The 24,850-nt window shown below is 71.3% G+C and carries 20 protein-coding genes; 6 read left to right on the top strand and 14 right to left on the bottom strand.

All coding sequences use genetic code 11. The annotated features are described in order from the left end of the window. The first annotated feature begins 39 nt into the window (after positions 1-39). The 3 genes from ABZV31_RS14065 (at position 40) to ABZV31_RS14055 (ending at position 3,861) form a co-directional block, all read left to right on the top strand. Entirely contained in the window at positions 40-555 is a 516-nt protein-coding gene (locus tag ABZV31_RS14065; RefSeq protein WP_355892601.1) for a PadR family transcriptional regulator, read from the top strand. Further along, the gene (locus ABZV31_RS14060; protein ID WP_355892598.1) at positions 552-1,301 is read left to right on the top strand and encodes an ABC transporter ATP-binding protein; all 750 of its coding nucleotides are present in this window, start codon (positions 552-554) and stop codon (positions 1,299-1,301) included. The genes ABZV31_RS14065 and ABZV31_RS14060 overlap by 4 nt, the downstream gene beginning before the upstream one ends. 277 nt (positions 1,302-1,578) lie before the next feature. Next, a complete protein-coding gene (locus ABZV31_RS14055; protein WP_355892595.1) occupies positions 1,579-3,861 on the top strand; it encodes an FtsX-like permease family protein in 2,283 nt (760 codons plus the stop codon). 78 nt (positions 3,862-3,939) lie between these two features. Here ABZV31_RS14055 and pgi read toward each other — a convergent pair whose 3' ends face one another. From pgi to uvrC, 12 genes are all read right to left on the bottom strand, one after another. Then, entirely contained in the window at positions 3,940-5,595 is a 1,656-nt protein-coding gene (gene pgi, locus ABZV31_RS14050) for a glucose-6-phosphate isomerase (RefSeq protein ID WP_355892592.1), read from the bottom strand. A gap of 73 nt (positions 5,596-5,668) precedes the next feature. Next, entirely contained in the window at positions 5,669-6,922 is a 1,254-nt protein-coding gene (locus ABZV31_RS14045) for an MFS transporter (RefSeq protein ID WP_355892589.1), read from the bottom strand. A 204-nt stretch (positions 6,923-7,126) separates the two neighbouring features. Continuing rightward, a complete protein-coding gene (locus tag ABZV31_RS14040) occupies positions 7,127-7,462 on the bottom strand; it encodes an RNA polymerase-binding protein RbpA (RefSeq protein ID WP_119105043.1) in 336 nt (111 codons plus the stop codon). Between the two features lie 200 nt (positions 7,463-7,662). Continuing rightward, complete coding sequence (gene secG, locus ABZV31_RS14035) at positions 7,663-7,893, bottom strand: preprotein translocase subunit SecG (protein WP_355893041.1); 231 nt, start codon at positions 7,891-7,893, stop codon at positions 7,663-7,665. 123 nt (positions 7,894-8,016) lie between these two features. Next, positions 8,017-8,793 carry a triose-phosphate isomerase gene (tpiA, locus tag ABZV31_RS14030; RefSeq protein WP_355892585.1) on the bottom strand — a complete coding sequence of 259 codons (777 nt, stop codon included), beginning with the start codon at positions 8,791-8,793 and terminating at the stop codon, positions 8,017-8,019. 6 nt (positions 8,794-8,799) lie between these two features. Next, positions 8,800-10,011 (bottom strand): phosphoglycerate kinase, encoded by a 1,212-nt coding sequence (locus tag ABZV31_RS14025; RefSeq protein ID WP_355892583.1) that lies wholly within the window; start codon positions 10,009-10,011, stop codon positions 8,800-8,802. A gap of 161 nt (positions 10,012-10,172) precedes the next feature. Beyond that, positions 10,173-11,180, bottom strand: coding sequence for a type I glyceraldehyde-3-phosphate dehydrogenase (gap, locus tag ABZV31_RS14020; RefSeq protein ID WP_355892580.1), 1,008 nt, complete (start codon positions 11,178-11,180; stop codon positions 10,173-10,175). A gap of 248 nt (positions 11,181-11,428) precedes the next feature. Beyond that, entirely contained in the window at positions 11,429-14,383 is a 2,955-nt protein-coding gene (locus ABZV31_RS14015) for a M14 family zinc carboxypeptidase (RefSeq protein WP_355892577.1), read from the bottom strand. A 179-nt stretch (positions 14,384-14,562) separates the two neighbouring features. After that, positions 14,563-15,552: a DNA-binding protein WhiA gene (gene whiA / locus ABZV31_RS14010; RefSeq protein ID WP_218513052.1), complete on the bottom strand. Its 990-nt coding sequence runs from the start codon at positions 15,550-15,552 to the stop codon at positions 14,563-14,565. After that, positions 15,543-16,637, bottom strand: coding sequence for a uridine diphosphate-N-acetylglucosamine-binding protein YvcK (gene yvcK / locus ABZV31_RS14005; RefSeq protein WP_355892574.1), 1,095 nt, complete (start codon positions 16,635-16,637; stop codon positions 15,543-15,545). Before yvcK ends, whiA begins: the two co-directional genes overlap by 10 nt. After that, on the bottom strand, positions 16,634-17,635 hold the full coding sequence (rapZ, locus tag ABZV31_RS14000; RefSeq protein ID WP_355892571.1) for an RNase adapter RapZ: 1,002 nt from the start codon (positions 17,633-17,635) through the stop codon (positions 16,634-16,636). Before rapZ ends, yvcK begins: the two co-directional genes overlap by 4 nt. Then, the gene (gene uvrC, locus ABZV31_RS13995; protein ID WP_355892568.1) at positions 17,632-19,713 is read right to left on the bottom strand and encodes an excinuclease ABC subunit UvrC; all 2,082 of its coding nucleotides are present in this window, start codon (positions 19,711-19,713) and stop codon (positions 17,632-17,634) included. The genes rapZ and uvrC overlap by 4 nt, the downstream gene beginning before the upstream one ends. 359 nt (positions 19,714-20,072) lie before the next feature. Between uvrC and ABZV31_RS13990 the strand changes: the two genes are divergently transcribed. Next, entirely contained in the window at positions 20,073-21,020 is a 948-nt protein-coding gene (locus ABZV31_RS13990) for a hypothetical protein (RefSeq protein WP_355892565.1), read from the top strand. Positions 21,021-21,168: 148 nt separating this feature from the next. Here ABZV31_RS13990 and ABZV31_RS13985 read toward each other — a convergent pair whose 3' ends face one another. Next, positions 21,169-21,597: a Rieske (2Fe-2S) protein gene (locus ABZV31_RS13985; RefSeq protein ID WP_355892562.1), complete on the bottom strand. Its 429-nt coding sequence runs from the start codon at positions 21,595-21,597 to the stop codon at positions 21,169-21,171. A gap of 173 nt (positions 21,598-21,770) precedes the next feature. Between ABZV31_RS13985 and ABZV31_RS13980 the strand changes: the two genes are divergently transcribed. Continuing rightward, the gene (locus ABZV31_RS13980; protein WP_355892559.1) at positions 21,771-23,045 is read left to right on the top strand and encodes a substrate-binding domain-containing protein; all 1,275 of its coding nucleotides are present in this window, start codon (positions 21,771-21,773) and stop codon (positions 23,043-23,045) included. Continuing rightward, complete coding sequence (locus tag ABZV31_RS13975) at positions 23,042-23,953, top strand: carbohydrate kinase (RefSeq protein ID WP_355892557.1); 912 nt, start codon at positions 23,042-23,044, stop codon at positions 23,951-23,953. The genes ABZV31_RS13980 and ABZV31_RS13975 overlap by 4 nt, the downstream gene beginning before the upstream one ends. Positions 23,954-23,988: 35 nt before the next feature. On the opposite strand, the gene ABZV31_RS13970 is transcribed toward ABZV31_RS13975, so the two are convergent. Beyond that, the gene (locus tag ABZV31_RS13970) at positions 23,989-24,843 is read right to left on the bottom strand and encodes a helix-turn-helix transcriptional regulator (protein ID WP_355892554.1); all 855 of its coding nucleotides are present in this window, start codon (positions 24,841-24,843) and stop codon (positions 23,989-23,991) included. Positions 24,844-24,850 lie beyond the last annotated feature (7 nt).

Here is a 24,850-nt window from a genome sequence, read left to right as displayed (position 1 = left end):
GGGCCTGGAGCACATTACGAGGACAGGAGGACAGCACGAGTGCGCCTGCCCCTCCTGGCACTCCTCGCGCGCGGCCCGGCCCACGGCTACGAGCTGAAGCAGGACCTTGAGCAACTGCTGGGCTCCGCGTACCCTCAGCCGAACGTCGGCCAGATCTACGTGACCCTCGGACGCCTCGAGAAGTCGGGACTGATCGAGGGCGAGGAGGTCGAGCAGTCCAGTCGGCCCAACAAGAAGATCTACCACCTCACCGACGCCGGGCGCGAGGCGCTGCGCGCCTGGTACGAGGAGACCGAGGACGAGCCGCGGGTACGGGACGAGTTCTTCATGAAACTCGCCCTCGCCCCGCAGACCGGTCTCGCCGACCAGATCGCCCTGATCAACAAACAGCGGCGCCAGTACCTCAACACCATGCGCAACCTGTCGAAGCTGGCCGCCGCCGAAAACCGCGACAACCGAATCGCCCACCTGCTGATCGAGGGCGCGATGCTGCACCTGCAGGCCGACCTCGACTGGCTGGAGCGGTGCCAGGAGGAACTGGAGGAGCTGGAGTGAGTGACAGCCACCCTCCTCTGCTGCGGGCCGAGGGCCTCGCCAAGACCCACTACGGCGAGGGCGCGCCCGCGCGTGCCGTGCGCGGGGTCGATCTGCGGGTGACACGGGGCGAGTTCGTGGCGGTCACCGGCCCGTCCGGGGCCGGCAAGTCGACGCTGCTGCACCTGCTGGGCGGGCTGCAGCGGCCGGACGAGGGCAGCATCTGGCTGGACGGCCGGTGCACGGACTCCTACACCGAGGCGCGCTGGGCCGAGGAGCGCAGAAAGCGGATCGGGATCGTCTTCCAGTTCTTCAACCTGGTGTCCAACCTGTCGGTCGCCGACAACGTCGAGCTGCCCGCGCTGCTCGCCGGCCGCTCGCCGAAGCAGGCCCGCGCCGAGCGGGAGGAGCTCCTGGCGGAGCTGGGCCTTCAGGGCAAGGAACGCAGCATGCCGGGCGAGCTGTCCGGCGGCGAGCAGCAGCGGGTCGCGCTCGCCCGCGCCCTGGTCAACCATCCGCCGCTGCTGCTGGCCGACGAACCCGCCGGCAGCCTGGACAGCAAGGGCACCCGCGAGGTGATGCGGCTGCTGTCCCGCTTCCACCAGCGCGGCCAGACGATCGTCCTGGTCACCCACGACGCGCGGCTGGCGAGCGCCGCGGACCGGGTGATCAGCTTCTTCGACGGGCGGATCGTCGACGACGCGGAGCTGGACGGGACGCCGTCGCGGGGCGCGGGGATCTCGGGTGTGCTGGAGCTGAAGGACTGAGTGCGGTGTACGACCACCTGACGCGTCCCCGCGCGCTGCCCGGGCCGAAGCACGGCCGGTCCGTGCGTAGGCGGGAGCACGGCCGGTCCATGCCCGGGCCGAAGCACGGCCGGTCTGTGCACAGGCGGGAGCACGGCCGGGCCATGCCCGGGCCGAAGCACGGCCAGCCCATGCCCAAGCCGGAACACCACCAGGCCATGCCCGGGCCGAAGCACGGCCAGCCCATGCCCAAGCCGGAACACCACCGGGCCATGCACGGGCCGAGGGGCTGAGGCCCGTGCGAGCCACCTTGCGCTGGGCGCACTCGGATCTGCGCACGCACCGCGGCGAGGCGCTGTTCATCGTGCTGGCCACCGCCGGCATCGTCGCCTCGCTGTTGCTGGCCACAGCCCTGTTCGGGTATGCGACCAACCCCTGGCAGCGGGTCTTCACCCAGTCCCGCGGCGCCCACGTGTGGATCCACACCGTCAGGTCCGCCGACACCGGCCGACTCGCCGCGCTGGACGGCGTCGAGTCCGTCACCGGCCCCTACCCCACCGAGTCCACCACCATCTCCTCCCGAGGCACACGCGCCTCCGTCGAACTGCGCGGCACGCCCCGGCGGCCCTCCGTGGGCCGCCCGCTGCTCACCTCCGGCCACTGGCTCGACCCCGGGGACCCGAACGGCGTAGTCCTGGAGAGCCGCCTCGCCCGATCGCTGCTGGCCGAACCCGGGGACACGCTCACCCTGCCGGGCACCGCGCGCACGCTGACCGTCGTGGGCGTCGCCGACAGCGCCGAGCCCCGCTACCGCCCGGGCGAACAGCCGGGGCTGGTGTGGGCCCTGCCGTCCGCCGTCCGCGCCCCGGACGGCCGGGTGATCGGGCTGCGCCTGACCCACCCGGGCGACACGGACTACGCCGTGCAGCGCGCCGTCACCGTGCTGGGCGCCGGCGTGGTCGGCGAGGTGTCCACCTGGCAGCAGGCGCGGGCCGAGGCGCAGGGCGACAACCGGTTGCTCGGCCAGGTGCTGGGTCTGTTCGGCCTGGGCGCGCTGGTGGCCGCCGGGTTCGCGGTGCACGGCGCGATCGGCACCCGGATCCGCGGTCATCTGCGGGACATCTCGGTGCTGAAGGCGATCGGCTTCACGCCCGGCCAGGTGGTCCGGATCTTCCTGGTCCAGCACGTGGCGTACGCCCTGCTCGGCGCCGTGGCCGCGGCGGTCCTCACCCAGGGGCTGGGCACCGGCATCCCTGGGCGGCTCGGCGACGCGGTCGGCGTGTGGCAGGGGCTGCCGGGGCACACCGTCGCGCTGTTCGCGGTGCCGGTGGCCGCCGTACTGTTCATCGGTGCGGTGACCGGGCTCGCGGCCTGGCGGGCGGGGCGGGTGCCTCCGGTGCCGGTGCCCCGTCCGGCCGCCCCGGCCGGCGGGCGGCTGACGGGCGTGGCGCGCAGGGCCCTCGGCCTGCGGCTGCCGCCCGCGCTGGTCCTGGGCTGGCACAAGGCGTTCACCCGTCGGCCGCGGACGCTCGCCACGGTCGGGCGGCTCGCACTGCCCCTGCTGCTGATCGTGGTGGCGATGAGCGCCTGGACCACCATCGACCGCTTCCACAGCAGGCCCGCGCAGATGGGTCTGCCGGCGGCGCTCACGGTCCGCGCGGACAGCGGGATGAGCGACCGGGAGACCCGGACCCTGCTGGACCGCGAACCCCGGGTCGCCGCCGTCTACCCGGGCGTCGAGGTCGCCGCCCTGGTCCCGGGCCAGACGGCGACGATCGCCCTGCGCGGCCTGGGCACCCGGCAGGATCCCTACCCGTACACCCTCGCCGAGGGCCGCCCCGCGCGCGGCCCCGACGAGGCGGTCGCCGGGCAGGGGCTGCTCGACCTGCTGGACGTGCACGTCGGCGACTGGGTGCGGATGACCGTGGGCGACCAGCCGCAGATCCTGCACATCGTGGGCCGCAGCATCGAGCCGGAGAACGCCGGCCGGGTCATCTCCACCTCGCTGGACACCCTCCGCGAGAACGACCCGCACCTGACGCCCACCCTCTACCAGCTGCGGCTGCGCCCCGGCGTCGACCCGCACCGCGTCGCCAGCGCCCTGGCCACGGCCGGCCGCGGACACCTGGACGTGCACACCGTGACCAACCCGGCCGACGGGCTGTCCCCGTTGCGCGCGGTCGTTGCCGGGCTGATCTGCGTGCTGGCGCTCATCGGGCTCATCGAGCTGCTGACCGCGATCGGCGGCACCGTCCGCGAGGGCGAGCGGGACCTGCTGGCGCTGAAGGCGATCGGGCTGTCCCCGCGCCAGATCACCGCGATCACCGTCACGGCCACCAGTTGCACCGCCCTGGCCGCGGTCGTCGTCGGTACGGCGCTGGGGCTGCCGCTGGCCCACTGGCTGATCGACGCCCAGGGCCGCTCCAGCGGCATCGGCGCCGGAATCGCCCAGGGCCCGTCCCCGGTGCTCCTGCTGCTGTTCGGGGCGGCCGCCGTGCTGGGCGCCGCGGCCCTCGCCGCCCTGCCCGCGGCCCGCGCGGCCCGGCGTCGCCTCGCGGACACCCTCAGCGCGGTGGCCTGACCGGCGTCGCCCTGCGGGTCGGCGCCGGGCGACGCTGAGCGGACGGTCGCGGGGACCGCCCGCTTCCCGCACCTTCGCTCACTGTCGGCCGCGCAGCTCCCGGTACTTGGCGACCAGGGCCTTGGTCGACGCGTCCAGGCCCTGGACCTCGGCGCCCTCGGTCAGTGCGGGCTCGACGCGCTTGGCGAGGACCTTGCCCAGCTCGACGCCCCACTGGTCGAAGGAGTCGATGTTCCACACCGCGCCCTGGACGAACACCTTGTGCTCGTACAGGGCGATGAGCTGGCCGAGCACGGACGGCGTCAGTTCGCGCGCGAGGATCGTGGTCGTGGGGTGGTTGCCCTTGAAGGTCTTGTGCGGCACCAGCTCCTCGGGCACGCCCTCGGCCCGCACCTCCTCCGGCGTCTTACCGAAGGCCAGCGCCTGCGTCTGGGCGAAGAAGTTGGCCATCAACAGGTCGTGCTGCGCCTTGAGTTCGTCGCTCAGCTCGGCGACCGGCTCGGCGAAGCCGATGAAGTCCGCCGGGATGAGCTTGGTGCCCTGGTGGATGAGCTGGTAGTAGGCGTGCTGCCCGTTGGTGCCCGGGGTGCCCCACACGACCGGCCCGGTCTGCCACTCCACCTCGCGCCCGTCCCGGGTGACGGACTTGCCGTTGGACTCCATGTCGAGCTGCTGGAGGTAGGCGGTGAACTTGGACAGGTAGTGGCTGTAGGGCAGCACGGCGTGCGACTGGGCGTCGTGGAAGTTGCCGTACCAGATGCCCAGCAGGCCCAGCAGCAGCGGCACGTTGGACTCGGCGGGCGCGGTCTTGAAGTGCTCGTCGACGATGCGGAAGCCGTCGAGCATCTCGCGGAAGCGGTCCGCGCCGATGGCGATCATCAGCGACAGTCCGATGGCGGAGTCGTAGGAGTACCGTCCGCCGACCCAGTCCCAGAACTCGAACATGTTGGCCGTGTCGATACCGAACGCGGAGACCTTCTCCGCGTTGGTCGACAACGCCACGAAGTGCTTGGCGACGGCCTCCGGGCCCGCCTTCAGCTCGCTCAGCAGCCAGTTGCGGGCCGAGGTGGCATTCGTGATCGTCTCAATGGTGGTGAACGTCTTGGAGGCGATGATGAACAGCGTCTCCGCCGGGTCCAGGTCGCGGGTGGCCTCGTGCAGGTCGGCGCCGTCGACGTTGGAGACGAAGCGGACCGTGAGAGCGCGGTCGGTGTAGGCGCGCAGCACCTCGTACGCCATCGCCGGGCCGAGGTCGGAGCCTCCGATGCCGACGTTGACCACGTTCCTGATAGGCCTGCCGGTGTGGCCCGTCCACTCGCCCGAGCGGACGCGCTCGGCGAAGTCGCTCATCTTGTCCAGCACCGCGTGCACCTTGGGAACGACGTTCTCCCCGTCGACCTCGATCACCGCATCCCGCGGTGCGCGCAGGGCGGTGTGCAGCACGGCCCGGTTCTCGGTGACGTTGATCTTCTCGCCGCGGAACATGGCGTCCCGGAGGCCGAAGACGTCCGTCGCGGCGGCGAGCTCGCGCAGCAGCCGCAGGGTCTCGTCGGTCACGAGGTGCTTGGAGTAGTCGACGTACAGATCGCCGACCTGGAGCGTGTATCCGTCACCGCGCCCCGGGTCGGCCGCGAACAGATCCCGCAGGTGGGTGCCGGCGAGCTCCTCGCGGTGCTTGGCCAGAGCGGTCCACTCGGGCGTCTGGTTGAGCCTGGTACGGCCGTCTACGTTCATTTCGGACTTCAGCCTTCTTTCCTACCTGTCCCTGCTACGTACCTTGCCCCGCTGCCGGTCCCAACCTAATTGATCAGCGGGTGACCTGAGCTGTCGTCACGCCGTCGTCCGGGGCAACAACAACTACGTCCGGCCGACGCACGGGTATCAGCGCGGTGACGGACAGGACGAAGAACACGGCCGTGAGCAGCGCCGGGGTGTTCGGGCCCCAGGCGGTGGCGACGGCGCCGCCGAGCAGCGCGCCGAGGGGCGCTCCGGCGACGGCGAGGGTACGGAAGGCCGCGCTGACGCGGCCCAGCATCGCGGCGGGGCTGCGCTGCTGCATCAGCGTCGTGGTGTTGACGTTCCACACCATGCCCATCAGCCCGAAGACGGCCAGGGCGGCCACCAGCGCGATCAGGCTGCGCGCCGTGCCCATGACGAGCAGGGCGGCGATCTGCACCGTGCCGGCCAGCAGCACGGCCCGTATGCGGCCCAGCCGGTCCACGAGCGGGCGGTTGACCGCTGCCCCGGCCAGGCTGCCGACGGTGTACCCGGTCATCGCCGCGGCGTACCCCTGGGTGCCCGCGTCCAGCCAACCGGTCACCAGGACCACCAGGGTGGCGATGAGGGCGCCCATGCCGACGTTGCACAGGGCCGTGGCGGCGCACAGTCCTCGCAGGGCCTTGTCCTGCCCGAGGGTGCGCAGGCCGTCGGCGATCTCCCGGCGCAGGGTGCTGCCGGCCGGTCTCGGCTTCCTCTCGGGTGCGGGGATCCGCAGGGAGGCCACGAGCACGGCCGCCACCAGGAAGGTCCCGGCGTCGGCCGCGAAGGGGGCGGCGGCCCCCGCGGCGATCAGCAGCGGCACGGCCGGGCCGCCCAGCAGCCCGCCCGCGATGCGCTGTCCCGTCATCAGGCGGACGTTGGCACTGCCGAGTGTCTCGCGGTCCACCAGGGCGGGCAGCAGGGCCGTGGAGGCGTTGTCGAAGAGCGTCTGGAGGGTGGTCAGGGCGAAGGCCAGCGCGATCAGCAGGCCGATCGAGGCGTGCCCGAGGGCGACGGCCGCTGCGAAGCCGCCGACCAGCAGGCCCCGTACCGCGTCCACCGTCCACATCGCGCGCCGCTGGTCCACACGGTCGGCGACGGCGCCACCGAGCAGCCCGAAGACGAGCCAGGGCAGATAGCCGCAGGCCGTGACGGAGGCGATGAGCAGGGCGTCGTCGGTCAGCGAGACGGCAAGCAGCGGCAGCGCGGCCGTACGCAGCGCGTCACCGAAGCTGGACAGCACGCGCCCGAAACCCCCGCGCCACGCGGGCGCACCCGCGCCCTCCGTCTCTACCCCTGTCACGACTCCCCCTCACGATGCGCCGATGCACAAACCGTAGAGGGCGCCACTGACAATCGGCCGTGGAGCCGGGTCGGAACGGGTCCCGGGAGCGACCGGGGAGCGGCCGAGGCGCGGCCGGAGAGCCGCCGTCGGCCACGAAACAGGCCTCGGCCACGAAACAGGTCCGGCCAAGCGCCTCGCAGGCGTCCGGCCCGGCCTCAAGTCCTAGATTTCGCCTCGCAGTTTGGCGAGCGCCTCGGCGAGAATCGCCTCGCCGTCCGCGTCGCTGCGCCGCTCCCGCACGTACGCGAGGTGCGTCTTGTAGGGCTCGGTGCGCGGCGGGTCCGGCGGGTTGTCCCGGTCCTGACCGGCCGGGAAGCCGCAGCGCGGGCAGTCCCAGGTCTCGGGCACCTGCGCGTCGCTGGCGAAGCTCGGCTGCGTCTCGTGCCCGTTGGAGCACCAGAAGGAGACGCGCAGACGCGGCGCGGACTCGCCGCGCTCGGCCTCGCCCATCGGCCCCGCCCCGACCCGGCTTCCTCGGATCGCGTTGCCACTTGCCACGGTCGTAACTCCCTGCGTGATGGTGCCGCGAAGCGAGTCGGCTTTCCGCTTCGCTGCGAGCGCCTCAGTCTACGTAAGGCCCAACGCGCGTCCAGTGATTGGAGTTACAAGCCCCCACACCTAGACGCAAGCCCCATGATAGGCCGCACTCAGGAGCGCGTACCGAACATGGGGCCTTACGTACGGAATGTGCGTGCCGCTCAGCTGTTCGTCTTCATCAGGATGCCGAGCACCACGATGCAGGCGAACCAGAGCAGACCGATCACCACGGTGATCCGGTCGAGGTTGCGCTCGGCGACCGAGGAGCCTCCGACGGACGACTGCACACCGCCACCGAACATGTCGGAGAGGCCGCCGCCCTTCCCCTTGTGCATCAGCACCAGCAGCATCAGCAGCAGGCTGAAGACGATCAGGGCGATCGAGAACCCCAAAACCACGGCTGGACCAACTTCCTCGGATTCGGATGGACGACGGGGGCCGGCAGACGCCTACCAGCCCCCGCAAGGGTACGACGGATCGCCGCTACCGCCTACTCACCGCCCTCACTGCCGGGCTCACTGATCGCGGAAGCGGACGATCTTGACGAACTCGTCGGCGTCCAGCGAGGCGCCGCCGACCAGGGCGCCGTCGATGTCGGCCTGCGCCATGATCTCGGCGACGTTGCCCGACTTCACGGAGCCGCCGTACTGGATGCGGACCTTGTCGGCCACGTCCTGCGAATACAGCTCGGCGATCTTGCCGCGGATCGCCGCGCAGACCTCCTGGGCGTCCTCGGCGCCGCAGACCTTGCCGGTGCCGATAGCCCAGACCGGCTCGTAGGCGATCACGATCGACTCGACCTGCTCGGCCGGGAGGTCTTTCAGACCGCCCTCGACCTGGGCGAGCGTGTGCGCGACGTGGTTGCCTGCCTCGCGGACGTCGAGCTCCTCGCCGACGCACAGGATCGGGGTCAGGCCGTGCTTGAAGGCGGCCTTGGCCTTGGCGTTCACCAGCTCGTCGGTCTCGTTGTGGTACTGCCGGCGCTCGGAGTGGCCGATCACCACGTAGGTGCACTTCAGCTTGGCCAGCATCGGACCGGAGATCTCGCCGGTGTAGGCGCCGGAGTCGTGCGCCGAGACGTCCTGGGCGCCGTACTTGATCCTCAGCTTGTCGCCGTCGACCAGGGTCTGCACGGAGCGCAGGTCGGTGAAGGGCGGCAGGACGGCGACCTCGACGGCCTCGTAGTCCTTGTCGGCCAGGGCGAAGGCGAGCTTCTGGACGTGGGCGATGGCCTCGAGGTGGTTGAGGTTCATCTTCCAGTTGCCCGCCATCAGCGGCGTGCGCGTGCTCATTAAGGTTCAGTCCTCCAGTGCGGCGAGGCCGGGGAGCGTCTTGCCCTCGAGGTACTCGAGGGAGGCGCCGCCGCCGGTCGAGATGTGGCCGAATGCCGACTCGTCGAAGCCCAGCGTACGGACGGCCGCGGCGGAGTCGCCGCCGCCGACGACCGTGAAGCCGCCTGAGTCGACGAGGGCCTGGGCGACCGCCTTGGTGCCCTCGGCGTAGTCGGGGTGCTCGAAGACGCCCATCGGGCCGTTCCAGAAGACGGTGGCGGCGTCGGCGAGCTTCGAAGCGTACAGCTCGCGGGTCTTCGGGCCGATGTCCAGGCCCTCCTGGTCGGCGGGGATCTTGTCCGCGTCGACGACGGAGTGCTTGGTGGGGGCCTTGGCCTTCAGGTCCGGGAACTCGGTGGAGACCACGACGTCCACCGGGAGCACCAGCTCGACGCCGTTCTTCTCGGCGCGCTCCATGTACTCCTTGACGGCCGGGACCTGGTCCTCCTGCAGCAGGGAGATGCCGACCTCGTAGCCCTTGGCCTTGAGGAAGGTGTACGCCATGCCGCCCCCGATGAGCAGGCGGTCCGCCTTGCCGAGCAGCTGGTCGATGACGGCCAGCTTGTCGGAGACCTTGGCGCCGCCGAGTGCGACGACGTACGGCCGCTGGACGTCCTCGGTGAGCTTCTTCAGGACGCCGACCTCGGTGGCGATGAGGTAGCCGGCGTAGTGCGGCAGGCGGGCCGGCAGGTCGTACACCGAGGCGTGCTTGCGGTGCACCGCGCCGAAGCCGTCGCCGACGTAGACGTCCGCGAGGGCGGCCAGCCGGTCGGCGAACTCGCCGCGCTCGGTGTCGTCCTTGGAGGTCTCGCCGGGGTTGAAGCGCAGGTTCTCGATGACCGCGACCTGGCCGGGCTGGAGACCGTCCACGGCGTCGTGGGCGGCGGGGCCGACCGTGTCCTGGGCGAACGCCACGGGCGCGCCGAGGAGTTCGCCGAGGCGCTCGGCGGCGGGCAGCAGCGAGAAGGCCGGGTCCGGGGCGCCCTTGGGGCGGCCCAGGTGGGAGGCGACGACCACCTTGGCGCCCGCCTCGGCGAGGGCCTTGACGGTGGGCAGGACGGCACGGATGCGGCCGTCGTCGGTGATGACGCCGTCGGCCAGCGGGACGTTGAGGTCGGCGCGGACGAAGACCCGCTTGTTGTCCACGCCTTCGGAGAGAAGTTGGTCGATCGTCTTCATGGGTGGAACTCCTGAGGAGGGCTCTTGATCGTACGAGGGCTGATCGATCTGAACGCGAGCCGACGCCGTGGGCCGGCTCGCTGTACGTGAGTCAGGGCTCGGACCGCGCGACCGTGCGCTGCCCGAGCCCTGCTCTCACATCGAGGTGCCTGCTTCGGCGATCAGAGCTGGTTGCCGACAAACACCGTCAGGTCGACGAGGCGGTTGGAGTAGCCCCACTCATTGTCGTACCAGCCGATGACCTTCACGCTCTTGCCGTCCTGGACCATGGTCAGGGACGAGTCGAAGGTGCAGGACGCCGGGGCGTTGACGATGTCGGAGGAGACGATCGGGTCCTCGGTGTACTCGAGCAGACCCTTGAGCTCGCCCTCGGCGGCCTTCTGGAAGGCGGCGTTGACCTCTTCCTTGGTGACCTCGCGGCTGAGCTCGACGACGAGGTCGGTGACCGAGCCGGTCGGGACCGGCACGCGCATGGCGATGCCGTCCAGCTTGCCCTTGAGCTGCGGCAGGACCAGAGCGGTGGCCTTGGCGGCACCGGTGGTGGTCGGGATGATGTTCTCGGCGGCGGCACGGGCGCGGCGCAGGTCCTTGTGCGGGAAGTCCAGGATGCGCTGGTCGTTCGTGTACGCGTGCACCGTGGTCATCAGACCCTTGACGATGCCGAAGTTCTCGTCGAGGACCTTCGCCATCGGCGCCACGCAGTTGGTGGTGCAGGAAGCGTTGGAGATGACGTGGTGGTTCGCCGGGTCGTACTTGTCCTGGTTGACGCCCATCACGATCGTGACGTCTTCATTCTTGGCCGGGGCCGAGATGATGACCTTCTTGGCGCCGCCGGCGATGTGCTTCTCGGCGTCTTCCTTCTTGGTGAAGATGCCGGTCGACTCGATGACGATGTCGACGCCCAGCTCGCCCCACGGGATGTCGGCGGGGTTGCGCTCGGAGAGGACCTTGATGGTCTTGCCGTCGACGGTGATGGTGTCCTCGGTGTGCGAGACCTCCTGCTTGAGGCGGCCGAGGATGGTGTCGTACTTCAGCAGGTGAGCGGTGGTCGCGGTGTCACCCAGTTCGTTGACAGCCACGATCTCGATGTCTGCACCCTGCTCCAGCAGCGCGCGGAAGTAGTTACGACCGATGCGGCCAAAGCCGTTGATGCCTACGCGGATCGTCACGAACCGATCTCCTCGTTGGTACGCCGGTTTCGACGCCGGCGAGCTGTATGGGATGTCCCCGACCACCCCCGACCCTACCTCCCTGCGGGTCCTGTGGTGACATCCAGATGACCCATACTCCGCACGGCGGTCCTTACCCGCCAGTAGGGGTACGGACCGCCCCGGCCTCATGACTGAATCACTCCATTTCGCTACGGAATGCCACTGCCTGTTGACCGCTCCGGTCACTCGTTCGTGAGCGCGTCGGCTCATCTGCCGAGTGCCGCCAGCGCCTTCTTCACCAGGGCCGCCCGGTCGGTCGCCGCAGGGACGTGCTCCAGGCCGAAACCCAGAAGCACGGTCCGGTCCGTGCTGACCGCTCCGTACGTCTCGAACAGGGTGCCGGTGCGCGCCCAGTCCTTGAGGACGGCCGGGCTGCCCGTGGGCGGTCCGGGCACGCTCCAGGGGCCCAGGGCCGTCTCGAAGCCCTCGGTCTCCTTCGCCGTGCCGCCGACGACGAGCGAGGCGTCGTCGGCGAGGACGCCGTGGCCGCCGGTGCCCGGGTCAGTGACGTAGCTGAGGGACACCTCGACCGACTTGCCGGCATACGCGCTCAGGTCGAAGCTCACTTGCTGCCAGCCACTGGAGGAACCGGTGAAGCTGTTCCACGAGCCGCTGGTGCCGGTCGCGGTGCAGCCGCCGGAGGCCAGGGTCAGGTAGTGCTTGAGCCACGGGTGCTCGTTGACCAGGAATCCGGCCTCGCACTCGGCGGGTACGGCCGTGCTGGTCTTCCCGCTCGCCTCCGGGAGTGTCGTCCAGTCCTCGGCCCCGGTGGTGTGGAGCTCCAGGATCGCGTGGTCGTAGCCCGGCTCGGTGTCCCACTGCAGCCGCGTGCGCAGCGTGGGCTTGTCGGCGGCGCCGACTCCGGTGAGGTCGATGGTGCGGGTAAAGCGCTTGTAGGCGTCGTCGGTGTGGACGGCGGCGGCCATGTACGAGCCCGCGTACGGACCGTACGGGTTGACGGTCCCGGCGAACTGGCCGGCGCCCGCGCTCGCGAACTGCGGGTAGGTGGCGACGGGCAGCTCCTCGGAGGTCACCCCGTACCTGCCCGCCTTGTCCAGCGGGTTGCCGGGCGCGTCGCCGAGCGCGCCGCTGAACCCGGCGAGCTTGCCGGAGCCGGTGAAGCCGGTGGCCCCGGAGGCCGACGTGCGCGAGTAGGCGCCCAGGTAGTACTGGCTGAAGTCGTCCGAGAGGGCGCCGTCGCCGAGGTCGACGCTGCCGCCGGCCTGCTCGCCCGCCTCGATCAGCTTGCCGCCCTCGTTGAGGAAGGCGCGCAGCTGGATCTGGGCGGGATTGCCCGGGCCGTTCGCGCCCGAGTAGTGGACGACGGTCCTGAAGTGCTTCAGCACGCCGAGCGCTTCGGGCACGCCCTGCGTGGCGACGTCCCAGACGATCGCCTTGCGGCCGTTCGCCTTCAGCGCGTCCACGTACTTCTGCGCCTGTGTGGCGGCCGCGTTCTCCTCGGCGACCACGAGGGTGTCGGCCTGGGGCCGCCGGGCCACGGTGTAGGTGAAGTGAGCGCTGGAGACCTTCTTGCCGCTCCTGCCCCGGCCCGTGAACCACACCTCGACCCTGTCGCCCGGGTCGGCGCCCCGGACCTTGGCCCGGTACTCGTCGAAGTAGAGGTTGTCGCCGCCGCCGTAGGTCTCGCCGCCCCTCCAGGGCCTGAGCGCCCGGTCCTGGGTGCGGCCGCCGTTGACGCGGTACCTGAGCTGATTGTCGCGCACGGACTTGCGTACGACGGCCGAGACCTCCTGGTCCGCACCGCGGGCGTACGACGTCGGGAAGGTGGCCGGGGTGAAGTCGGCGGCGCTCAGACCGACCGAGGAGGTCGGCCGGTCGGGGTGGTGGGCCGTCTCGGCGACGGAGAGCGCGAACGGGATGTTCTTCTCGAACTCCTTCTCGATGAGCTTCTCGTCGTCGGGGAAGTTGAAGACCGACCGGCAGTCGGCCGCGTTCCAGGCGTCGTTCGGGTCGAGGTCGGAGGCGGTCTGGCAGGTCGACATCTCGGGGGTGAACATCGCCATGCCGTTGACGTTGCCCGCGTGGCCGTCCGCCTCGCCGTTGGTGGTGTACAGCTCCGAGGAGACCTGCGAACGGTAGCCGGGGATCGCCGGGTTGTCCGGGGTGCCGGCCAGCGCCTTGTAGAGGACATCGTCCGGGGTCGGGGTGGCCACCTGCCAGCCGACGCCGTAGAGGAGGAGTTCCGCGGCGGAGTGGTAGTTGATGGCGTAGGTGAAGTGGATGCGCTTCTCGAACCGGTCGAGCGCCCGGGTCTCGGGCTCGGAGGCCGGGGCCGCGCCGCGGTAGGTCTCGCTGGTGGGGTTGGGCGACGAACCCTCGTCGTCGTAGCCCCACTTGTAGGCGAAGTTGCGGTTGAGGTCGACGCCGTCACCGGCGGAGATGATGCCGTCGCCGTTGACGTCCCGCAGGTTCTTGCGCCACAGGCGGGTGGTGGAGTCCTTGAAGGTGTAGTCGTAGCCGTCCGGGTTGGCCGAGATCACGAACCACAGCTCGGTCGTATCGACGATCTTCTTGATGCGCTTGTTCGTCCGGTAGTTGTCGAGGTAGTAGTGCATCAGCCGGCGGGTCATCTCCGGCGTGATCCACTCGCGCGCGTGCTGGTTCGACATGTACAGCACGGATGGCTTGGAGCCGTCCTTCGCCTTCTTCGCGTCCTTGGTCAGTTTGAGCGCGAGGATGTCCTTGCCGTTGACGGTCTTGCCGATGGAGACCACCTTGGTGAGGCCGGGATGGGCCTGGCCGGTCCTGACGATCTCCTCTTCGAGGCCACCCTTGCCGCTGTACGGGCGGAACACGCCCTGGGCCGCGCCCTCCACCCGGTTCTCCGCCTTGACCGAGAGGGTGTGCTCGGTGAGGTGGACGCCCTGCTTCTCAAGCTTCTTGGCCTGTTTGCCCGTGAGGTAGAGCTCGACGGTGGTCCGGCCCTTGCCGGCCACCTGGTCGCCGAGTTCGTGGCCGTCCTGTCCGGCCTTCAGCAGCAGGGGTACCTGTTGCTGGGTGACGTCGGCGCGGAAGACCTTGACCTCGTCCGGATCCGGTTGAGGTGAACGTCCGCTCTGCGCCCGGGCGATGGGCGCGAGGCTTGCTCCGCCGAGCAGGAGCGCGCCGACAGCGAGGATCGATCTCGCTCTGTGTCTCATGAACCCCCCTAGCGGTGGTCCGCCACAACGGCGCACAGTTGCCAGGCTCATGTCAGTTCTTGATCGAGTCAAGGTCACCTCAAGGACAGGAAAACGCCGGTGCCCGAGGCCCAAAAGGGCGTCGGCACCGGCGTGTTGAGACCGACAGGGGCTTTCGTACGACCGTCAGCGCGCGGGGGTCAGCCCGCGAGGTTGTCGGCCAGCTCCTCGGTGAGGTTGGCTTCCGTACCCGGGATGCCCAGGTCGGCGGCACGCTTGTCGGCCATCGCCAGCAGACGGCGGATGCGGCCGGCGACGGCGTCCTTGGTCAGCGGCGGGTCGGCGAGCGCGCCCAGCTCTTCCAGGGAGGCCTGCTTGTGCTCCATGCGCAGGCGCCCCGCGGCCGCGAGGTGTTCGGGAACGTCGTCGCCGAGGATCTCCAGGGCGCGGGCCACGCGGGCACCGGCAGCGACGGCCGCGCGGGCCGAGCGGCGCAGGTTGGCGTCGTCGAAGTTGGCGAGACGGTTCGCCGTGGCGCGGACCTCGCGGCGCATTCGCCGCTCCTCCCAGGCCAGCACCGACTCGTGGGCACCGAGACGGGTGAGCAGGGCGCCGATGGCGTCGCCGTCGCGGACGACGACCCGGTCCACGCCGCGCACCTCACGGGCCTTCGCGGCGATCGACAGCCGCCGAGCGGCGCCGACCAGCGCGAGCGCGGCCTCCGGGCCCGGGCAGGTCACCTCCAGCGACGAGGAGCGGCCGGGCTCGGTGAGCGAACCGTGCGCCAGGAAGGCCCCGCGCCAGGCCGCCTCGGCGTCGCAGGTGGCCCCCGAGACCACCTGCGGGGGCAGGCCGCGGATCGGGCGGCCCCGGCCGTCGACGAGGCCGGTCTGGCGGGCCAGCTGGTCGCCGCCCGCGACCACGCGCACGACGTAGCGCGAGCCGCGGCGCAGCCCGCCGGGCGCCATCACGATCAGCTCGGAGCTGTGGCCGAAGATCTCCAGGATGTCCCGCTTGAGGCGCCGGGCCGCCATCGCGGTGTCCAGCTCCGCCTCGATCACGATGCGCCCGCTGACCAGGTGGAGGCCGCCGGCGAACCGCAGAATGGCGGAGACCTCCGCCTTCCTGCAGCAGGTCCGGGTGACGGGGAGCCGGGAGATCTCGTCCTTCACCGCTGCCGTCATCGCCATGGGCCGATCCTTCCATGCATCCGAAAAATACGGTCGTACGCGGCGGCCAACAGCTCCGGGTCGTGCCGGGGAGTTCCGTCCCTCCGCGCCACCGGCGCCAGCTCGACCGCGGCGCCGAACCGCTTGGCGGCCTCGGTGAGGATTTCGCGGTCGGGCACGGCGGCCTCGTCGGCCAGCACCACGTCCAGGGCGAGTTTAGGGGCGTGTCGTCCCAAAACCTCCAAATGACGCTGCGGTGAGAAGCCGTCGGTTTCTCCCGGCTGCGGAGCGAGGTTCAGGGAGAGCACCCGGCGTGCCTTGGTCTCGGTGAGCGCGTCCAGTAGGTCGGGCACCAGCAGGTGCGGGATGACCGAGGAGAACCAGGAGCCGGGGCCGAGCACCACCCAGTCCGCGTCCAGCACCGCCGCGACGGCCTCGGGGACGGCGGGCGGGTCGTGCGGCACGAGGTGGACGGACTGCACCTCGCCCGGGGTGAGGGCGACGGTCGCCTGGCCGCGGACGGTGTCGATGTCGTCGGGCCGGTCCGGGTCGTGCCCCTTGACCAGGGCCTGGAGCTCCAGGGGCACGGCGGACATGGGCAGCACCCGGCCGTGCGCGCCCAGCAGCTTGCCGACCAGGTCCAGGGCCTGGACGTGGTCGCCGAGCTGCTCCCACAGGGCGACGATCAGCAGGTTGCCGACCGCGTGGTCGTGCAGGTCGCCCTGGGACTGGAAGCGGTGCTGGATGACGCGTGCCCAGGTCTGGCCCCAGTCGTCGTCTCCGCACAGCGCCGCCAGCGCCTTGCGCAGGTCACCGGGCGGCAGCACGCCCAGCTCGTCGCGCAGGCGCCCGCTGGAGCCGCCGTCGTCGGCCACGGTGACGACGGCGGTGAGGTCGCCGGTGATCCGGCGCAGCGCGGCGAGCGAGGCGGACAGGCCCATGCCGCCGCCGAGGGCGACCACCTTGGGCTGGGCGCCGCGGCGGCGCGGCCGGGCGCCGCGGGCCTCGGCGGGGCGGCCCGCGCGGGACTCGACCGTCGTGCGCCCCGACCGCCCCTCGGGCACCACCCGGCGCAGCCTGCTCAGCCGCGGAGTACGTCCGGTCACTCGCGCCCCATGTCCCTGTGTACGACCACGGTCTCCACGCCCTCGGCGGCGAGCCGCGCGGCGAGCTTCTCCGACATGGCCACCGAGCGGTGCTTGCCGCCCGTGCAGCCGATGGCGATGGTCACGTACCGCTTGCCCTCGCGGCGGTACCCGGCCGCGACGAGCCGCAGCAGCTCGGCGTAGCGGTCGAGGAACTCCTTGGCGCCGGGCTGGTTGAAGACGTACGCCGCCACCTCCTCGTTGAGGCCGGTGTACGGGCGCAGCTCCGGGACCCAGTGCGGGTTGGGCAGGAAGCGCATGTCCGCGACCAGGTCGGCGTCGACCGGCAGGCCGTACTTGAAGCCGAAGGACATCACGGTGGCCCGCAGCTCCGGCTCCTCCTCGCCGGCGAACTGGGCGTCCATCTTGGCGCGCAGCTCGTGCACGTTGAGGCTGGAGGTGTCGATCACCAGGTCGGCGTCGCCGCGCAGCTCACGCAACAGCTCCCGCTCGGCGGCGATGCCGTCGACGATGCGGCCGTCACCCTGGAGGGGGTGCGGCCGGCGCACCGACTCGAAGCGGCGCACCAAGGCCTCGTCGGAGGACTCCAGGAAGACGATCCGCCGGGTGACGTGCTTCGCCTCCAGGTCCGCCAGGGACTCGCGCAGGTTGTCGAAGAAGCGGCGGCCGCGGACGTCGACGACGACCGCGATGCGCGCCACGTTGCCCTGCGAGCGGGCGCCGAGCTCCACCATGGTGGGGATCAGCGCGGGCGGGAGGTTGTCGACGACGAACCAGCCGAGGTCCTCCAGACACTTGGCGGCCGTGGACCGGCCGGCCCCGGACATGCCGGAGATGATCACCAGCTCGGGGATGGCCGCGTCGGGGACGCCGGCCGTTTCGATGCCCGTACCCACCTGTGCCCCGTCTTCCTGGACCGCGTGCTGCGGCTGATCCTCGCGCGTTTCCTTGTGAGCCTGATCCCGCTCCGCTGTGGGCTGCGTCTCGTGCTCGGTCATGTCTCCTGCCCCCGTCGGTCGTCCGGGGCGCCCGTGGGCACGGGCTCCCCTGCGGAACCCCTCGTCGTATCGGGTGCCGCGTCTTCCATGTCCTCCATGATCTCTCCAGTCGCCGTGTTCACGGCGGGTGCGGCCGGGGCCGCCTGGGCGAGGGCCACGGCGATCGCCTCGGCCGTCTTGCGGCCTATGCCGGGAACCTCACAGATCTGGTCGATTGTCGCGGATCGCAGCTTTTTCACCGAACCGAAATGCTTGATCAGGGCCTGCTTGCGTGTCTCGCCGAGGCCCGGCACATCGTCCAGGGGGCCGGCCCGGAAACGCTTGGCCCGCTTGGTGCGCTGGTAGCTGATCGCGAAGCGGTGGGCCTCGTCGCGGACGCGCTGGAGCAGGTACAGGCCCTCGCTGGTGCGGGGCAGGACCACCGGATCGTCCTCGCCCGGCACCCAGACCTCCTCCAGGCGCTTGGCCAGGCCGCACACGGCGATGTCGTCGATGCCGAGCTCGTCCAGGGCCCTCTGGGCAGCCGCGACCTGCGGCTGCCCGCCGTCGACGACGACGAGCTGCGGCGGGTACGCGAACCGCTTGGCCCGCCCGTCGTCCTCGGCGAAGCCGTTCCAGGAGCCGTTGGCCGCACCGTTGGTGGAGGCGTCCTCGCCGTCGGTCCACTCTCCGGTCTTCTCCTTCTCGGCGAGGTAGCGCCTGAAGCGGCGGGTGATCACCTCGTGCATGGAGCGGACGTCGTCCTGACCCTTGAAGCCCTTGATCTGGAAGCGACGGTACTCGCTCTTGCGCTGCAGGCCGTCCTCGAAGACGACCATGGACGCCACGACGTCGTCGCCCTGGAGGTGCGAGATGTCGTAGCACTCGATCCGGAGGGGGGCGCTGTCCAGGCCGAGGGCCTCGGCGATCTCCTCCAGGGCGCGCGAGCGGGTGGTCAGGTCGGAGGCGCGCTTGGTCTTGTGCAGCGCGAGCGCCTGCTGGGCGTTGCGCTGCACGGTCTCCATGAGGGCCTTCTTGTCGCCGCGCTGCGGAATGCGCAGCGAGACGTTGGAGCCGCGACGGTCGGTGAGCCACTGCTGGACCGGCACCACCGGGTCGGGCAGCGCCGGGACCAGGACCTCCTTGGGGACGGCGTCCCCGGTCTCCTCGCCGTACAGCTGCTGCAGGGCGTGCTCGACGAGGGCGCCGGTGGTGACCTCTTCGACCTTGTCGGTCACCCAGCCGCGCTGACCGCGCACGCGCCCGCCGCGGACGTGGAAGATCTGCACGGCCGCCTCCAGCTCGTCCTCGGCGACGGCGATGAGGTCGGCGTCGGTCGCGTCCGCGAGCACGACCGCGTTCTTCTCCATGGCCTTCTTCAGGGCCTCGATGTCGTCGCGCAGGCGGGCGGCCCGCTCGTACTCCATCTCCTCGGCCGCCTCCCTCATCTGCTTCTCCAGGCGGCGCAGGTACGTGCCCGTGCGGCCGGCCATGAAGTCGCAGAACTCCTCGGCCAGTTCGCGGTGGTCCTCGGCGGAGATGCGGCCGACACAGGGCGCGGAGCACTTGCCGATGTAGCCGAGCAGACAGGGGCGGCCGGTGCGGGCGGCGTTCTTGAAGACACCGGCCGAGCAGGTGCGCACCGGGAAGACGCGCAGCAGCAGGTCGACGGTGTCGCGGATGGCCCACGCGTGCGCGTACGGCCCGAAATAGCGCACGCCCTTCTTCTTGTGGCCGCGCATCACCTGCACGCGCGGGAACTCCTCGTTCATCGTCACCGCGAGGTACGGGTAGCTCTTGTCGTCGCGGTACTTGACGTTGAACCGGGGGTCGAACTCCTTGATCCAGGAGTACTCCAGCTGCAGCGCCTCGACCTCCGTGGACACCACGGTCCACTCCACGGACGCGGCCGTGGTGACCATGGTGCGCGTGCGGGGGTGGAGGTTCGCCAGGTCCTGGAAGTAGTTCGCCAGGCGCTGGCGCAGGCTCTTCGCCTTTCCGACGTAGATCACCCGGCGGTGCTCGTCACGGAACCTGTAGACCCCGGGAGAGTCCGGGATGTCTCCCGGCTTGGGGCGGTAGCTGGAGGGGTCGGCCATGTCTCACACCCTACTGGCGGGGAGTGGCACAGCGGCGGGCCTGTGGACAACGCCGCGCCCCGGCCACACCGGCTCGCGACTACGCACTGTGACCAGCACCTCTTCGCCCGGCACAGCGTCCCGCGGAGGCCGCCCGGCCTGCCGGAGCCTGGGTGCGGACTCGGCCAGGAGTGCCCCGCTGTCCGGCATCAGGTGTTGTCGGGACTTGGTCAACACGCTTCAATGCGGGGGAACTCGGGGCCGTGAACGACGGCGTACGGATGTGAAGAAGCCCCTCTTCGCGCGCCGACGGGGTGGCCCCGACGACCCGCGTGAACGGTCTGACCAGCCGTTGTGAACATTCACAGAAAGGCCCCTGCATGCCGCACGCCCCACAGCAGGCGGACGTCGCCACCGCGGAACTGGACACGGCCCTGCGCGGCGGCCCCTTCCACGTCGCACTGCGTGCCGCGATCGCCGCCCGCGGACTGCCGTTGCAGCGCGTGCAGCACCATCTGTCGCGCTACGGGGTCAAGGTGGGCGTCACCAGCCTGAGCTACTGGCAGCAGGGTGCCCGGCGTCCGCAGCGCCCCGAGTCACTGCGCGCCGTACGGGCCCTGGAGGAGATCCTGCAGCTGCCGGACGAGTCGCTGATCCGCCTGCTCGCCGAGACCGAGGAGCGGTCGGCCATCCGGGGGCCCGCGGCCCGCTCCTACCGCTCACTGGTCGAGGCGTCGGGCGTCCTGGAGCGGCTGCTGGCCGAGCTGGACTCCCCGCTCGACGGCGGGCTGCACACCCTCGGACACCACGAGCACGTGCGGATCGGGGCGCGCCGCGAACTCGCGGGGCAGGAGTCGCAGCACATCGTGCGCGCCCGCCGGGACGGCGTGGACCGCTTCGTGGCCGTCCACCACGGCGACCCGGGGTGCGCACCGGAGCGGATGACCGTGCACGCCCTGGAGAACTGCCGGACCGGGCGCGTGCGTTGGCACCACGACACCGGAGTGCTCGTGGCCGAGCTGCTCTTCGACACCCGGCTGCGGGCCGGCGACACCTTCCTCTTCCGCTACGGCGTGCTGGACGGCACGGCCGGCGTGTCACGCGAGTACGTCCGCGGGTTCGGCTCCGCGGGCGGGCAGTACGCCCTTCAGGTGCGCTTCGACGCCGCAGCGCTGCCCGTGCGCTGTCACCGGTTCACCCAGCACTCGGCGGCGGCGCCGCGCAGCGGCCGCCACGAGCTGCCGGTGAGCGAACGGCACCGCTCCGTCCACCTCGTCGAGCCGCGCGTGCGGTCGGGGATCGTGGGGATCGGCTGGGACTGGGAGTGAGCCGCCCCGGCTGAGGGACGGGCCGGGCGGGTCGGCAGGACGGGCCGGGGCATCAGGCAGGGACCGGCCGGGCGGGTCAGGTAGGCACCGGCCGGTCGGGTCAGGCAGGCACCGGCCGGGCGGGTCAGGCAGGCACCGGCCGGGCGGGTCAGGCGCCCGGTCCGGCGACGATCGTGCCGTTGTCGGCGCGGACCGGAAGCTCGTGCAACGGCTCCGTGGCCGGGGACCGCACCACCTTGCCGGTCGTGGCGTCGAACTCGCTGCCGTGGCAGGGGCATGCGAGGGTCGTTCCCTGCAGCTTGTTGATGGGGCACCCCGCGTGCGTACAGATCGTGCTGAATGCCTTCAGCGTGCCGTTCCCGTCCCGGCCGACCACCACGTTGTGGTCCCGGTACAACTTGGCGCCCCCCTTGGGGATCTCGCTCTCGGCGCCGAGTTCCACCGGTCCCGTCGGGGTCGCCGAGGCCGAGGCGCCGTCGCCGCCCGGGCCACAGGCGGCGAGCCCCAGCCCGGCGACGGGCGTGAGGGCCACTCCTCGAAGGACGGTACGACGGCTCGCGGAGGGACGGCCGGGCATGTGGGTCTCCACTGTTCAGAGGGCTGTGCATGCCGACGGTACCGACAGAAGATCCCTCCGCAGGGGGCGGGGTCGGGGGGACGTAAGCGATTGCGCAAGCGTTTACGTCCGGCGCCGAATGGGATACGGTCCCGGCCACCGGGCCCGCACGGCGGTCCGGGGAGGGGAACGCGATGCCCACCATGGCCGACGTCGCACGGAGCGCCGGGGTCTCCGTGGCGACCGTCTCGCACGTGCTGAACGGCACCCGTCCGGTGCTGCCCCACACCCGCCAGGCGGTGCTCGACGCCATCGAGGAACTCGGCTACACGCCCAACACCCTCGCCCGCTCCCTGGTCACCTCCCGCACCCGGTCCATCGGGCTCGCGGTGTCGGCCATCAGCAACCCGTACTTCACGGAGATCCTCCAAGGTGTCGAGGCCGGCGCCCTGGAGCACGGCTACAGCCTCCTGATCGCCGACCCGCACGACGACCCCGAGCATGAACGCAAGGTCGTCCAGTTCCTCCACGAACGCCGCGTGGATGGCATGATCGTCGCTCCCTCCGCCCACCCGCACGAGCTCGTCGCCTACCTCGCGCGCCACGCCGTGCCCACCGTGTTCCTCGACCGGCTGATCGACGCCGAGGCGGACGGCGCGCCCCGCTTCGACCAGGTCTGCGCCGACAGCGCCGAACCGACGGCCCACCTCGTCACCCACCTCGCCGCACTCGGCCACCGCCGGATCGGCCTGGTCGCGGGCCTGCCCGGCCTCAGCACCACCGGCGAACGGATCACCGGGTACCGGCACGGCCTGGCCGCCGCCGGGCTCCCCCACGACGAACGGCTCGTGGTGCACGGCGATTCCTCCTCGGACGGCGCCGAGCGGGCCACCGCGGCCCTGCTGTCCCTCGCCGCACCGCCCACGGCCCTCGTCACCGCCAACAACGCAATGACCATCGGCGCCCTGCGCGCCCTGCGCGAGCGCGGTGTGTCCGTGCCCGATGACATCGCGCTGTGCTGCTTCGACGACTTCGCCTGGGCCGATCTGTTCTCTCCCCGGCTCACCGCCATCGCCCAGCCCAGCAAGGACCTCGGCGCGCAGGCCGTCCGGATCCTGCTGGACCGCCTCGCGACACCGGACCGGCCCGCGCGGACCGTACGGCTCCCCTGCACCTTCGTCCACCGCACCTCGTGCGGGTGCACGGAGCAACCGAGCCGGTCGGCGGGGTCCGCCCGGCCCGCACAGCCGAGCCAGTCGCAGGGCTTCGCGCCACCCCGGCAGCCGACGCGGTCCGAGGGCATTCTGCAATCCGAGCAGCCGAGCCGCTCGAAGGGACCCGTGCAACACGAGCAACCAAGCCACGCGAAGGGACCCATGCACCCCGAGCAGCCAACGCGGTCCGGCGGGCGCAGGCAGCCCGACGAGACCGCTATGTCCGAGCAGCCCGAGAAAGGAACCGACTCGTGATCGTCGTCGCCGGAGAGGCCCTGATCGACCTGGTACCGCAGGGCACAGGCGCCCTCGCGGACCTCAAGCCGGTGCTCGGCGGAGGCCCCTACAACACGGCCGTCGCGCTCGGCCGCCTCGGCTCCCCCACGGCCTTCTGCTCCCGCACCTCCTACGACGCCTTCGGGGAGGCCCTGCTCGACGGGCTGCGGCGGGCCGGTGTGGACGTGTCCGGCGTCCAGCGCGGTGCCGAGCCGACCACGCTCGCGGTCGCCACGATCGGCTCCGACGGCTCCGCCGCGTACTCCTTCTACGTCGACGGCACCGCAGACCGGCTGTTCACCGCGCCGGCAGAGCTTCCGTCCGCGACCCGCGCGGTGTCCTTCGGCACGTGCTCGCTCGTGCTGGAGCCGGGCGCCAGCGCCTACGAGGACCTGATGCGGACCGCGGCCGCGCAGGGCGTGTTCACCGCGCTCGACCCGAACATCCGGGCCGGGCTGATCCCCGACGCGGATGCCTACCGGGCGCGCTTCAAGAGCTGGCTGCCGTCGGTGTCGCTCCTCAAGCTTTCTGAGGAGGACGCGCGGTGGCTGGGCGGCACCCCGCGCGAGTGGCTGGCAGCCGGTCCCTCGGCCGTCGTGATCACCCACGGCGGCGAGGGGCTCACCGCCTTCACCCGGGACGGCGCGGAGCACTCCGTGCCGGGCGAGAAGGTCGATGTCGTCGACACGATCGGTGCGGGCGACACCGTGAACGCGGCCCTGCTGCACGCCCTCTACCGACGCGACGCCCTCTCCCCGGAGGGCATCGCGGGCCTCGGCGCCTCTGGCTGGACGCGGCTGCTGCGCTTCGCGGCACGCGCGGCGGCGATCACCTGCTCCCGCGCCGGAGCGGAACCGCCGTATGCGTCGGAGGTGGGCGAACCGTAGGGAGCCGCACAGGCTCTCGGCCAACCTGTCGCCGGTCAGCCGCCCACCGCGCGCAGTGCTCCCGGTTTGCGGCCGTTGAGGTGGTCCAGGGCTGTGGCCGTGGCCTCGTCTGCCGGGATGTGGACCACGAGGCGCTGACCGTCGTCCGGGAGGGCGAGCGTCTCGTACGACAGGCACAGTCGCCCGGCCTCGGGATGCTCGACCAGGTCGGTGCCAAACCGGCTGGGCAGGGCCGGCACGGCGGTGAGCCGCTCGGTGAACGGCGCTCCCGCGGTGACCGTCAGCTCGTCGGCCAGCGCCGCGACATGGGGATCGTGCAGGGAGGCCTCGTGTCGCAGGTGGGCGACCTGCTCGTCGGCAAGTCGGTCCCAGCCGGGGAACACCGCTCGGGCCCGGTCGTCGGTGAACACGTACCGCACCATGTTCGGCGGCGTTCCGTCGAGCAGCCCGAGCGGGCGGGCGAACCGCTCGTAGCCGTCGGTGTGGGCGACGATGTCGCCGATCCAGTTGATCAGCACGGCCGGTGCGGGTTCCAGTCGCTCCAGGAGAGCCCACACCGTGGGACGGACCGTGCGGACCGGCGGCATTGCCGACGAGCAGTACACCTTGTCGGCGCCGCTCTCCTTGGCCAGGCGGCGCAGCAGGATCCGGTCCGGCACCGGCAGCCGCAGGGCGTCCCCGAGGGCGCCGAGGACCTGGGGCGAGGGGTTGCGGTCGCGGCCCTGTTCGAGCCGGGTGAGGTACTCGACGCTGATGCCGGCGAGCGTGGCCAGTTCGGCGCGGCGCAGCCCGGGCGTGCGCCGCCGGGGCCCCGTCGGCAGGCCCACCTCGGCGGGCGTGACGGCTTCGCGGCGGGTGCGCAGGAAGGTGCCCAACTCGTTGTCGCTCACCTGCCGA

The sequence above is a fragment of the Streptomyces sp. NPDC005202 genome (assembly GCF_040608235.1).
Classification (GTDB): domain Bacteria; phylum Actinomycetota; class Actinomycetes; order Streptomycetales; family Streptomycetaceae; genus Streptomyces.
This window is presented reverse-complemented; position numbering and strand designations above follow the sequence as displayed.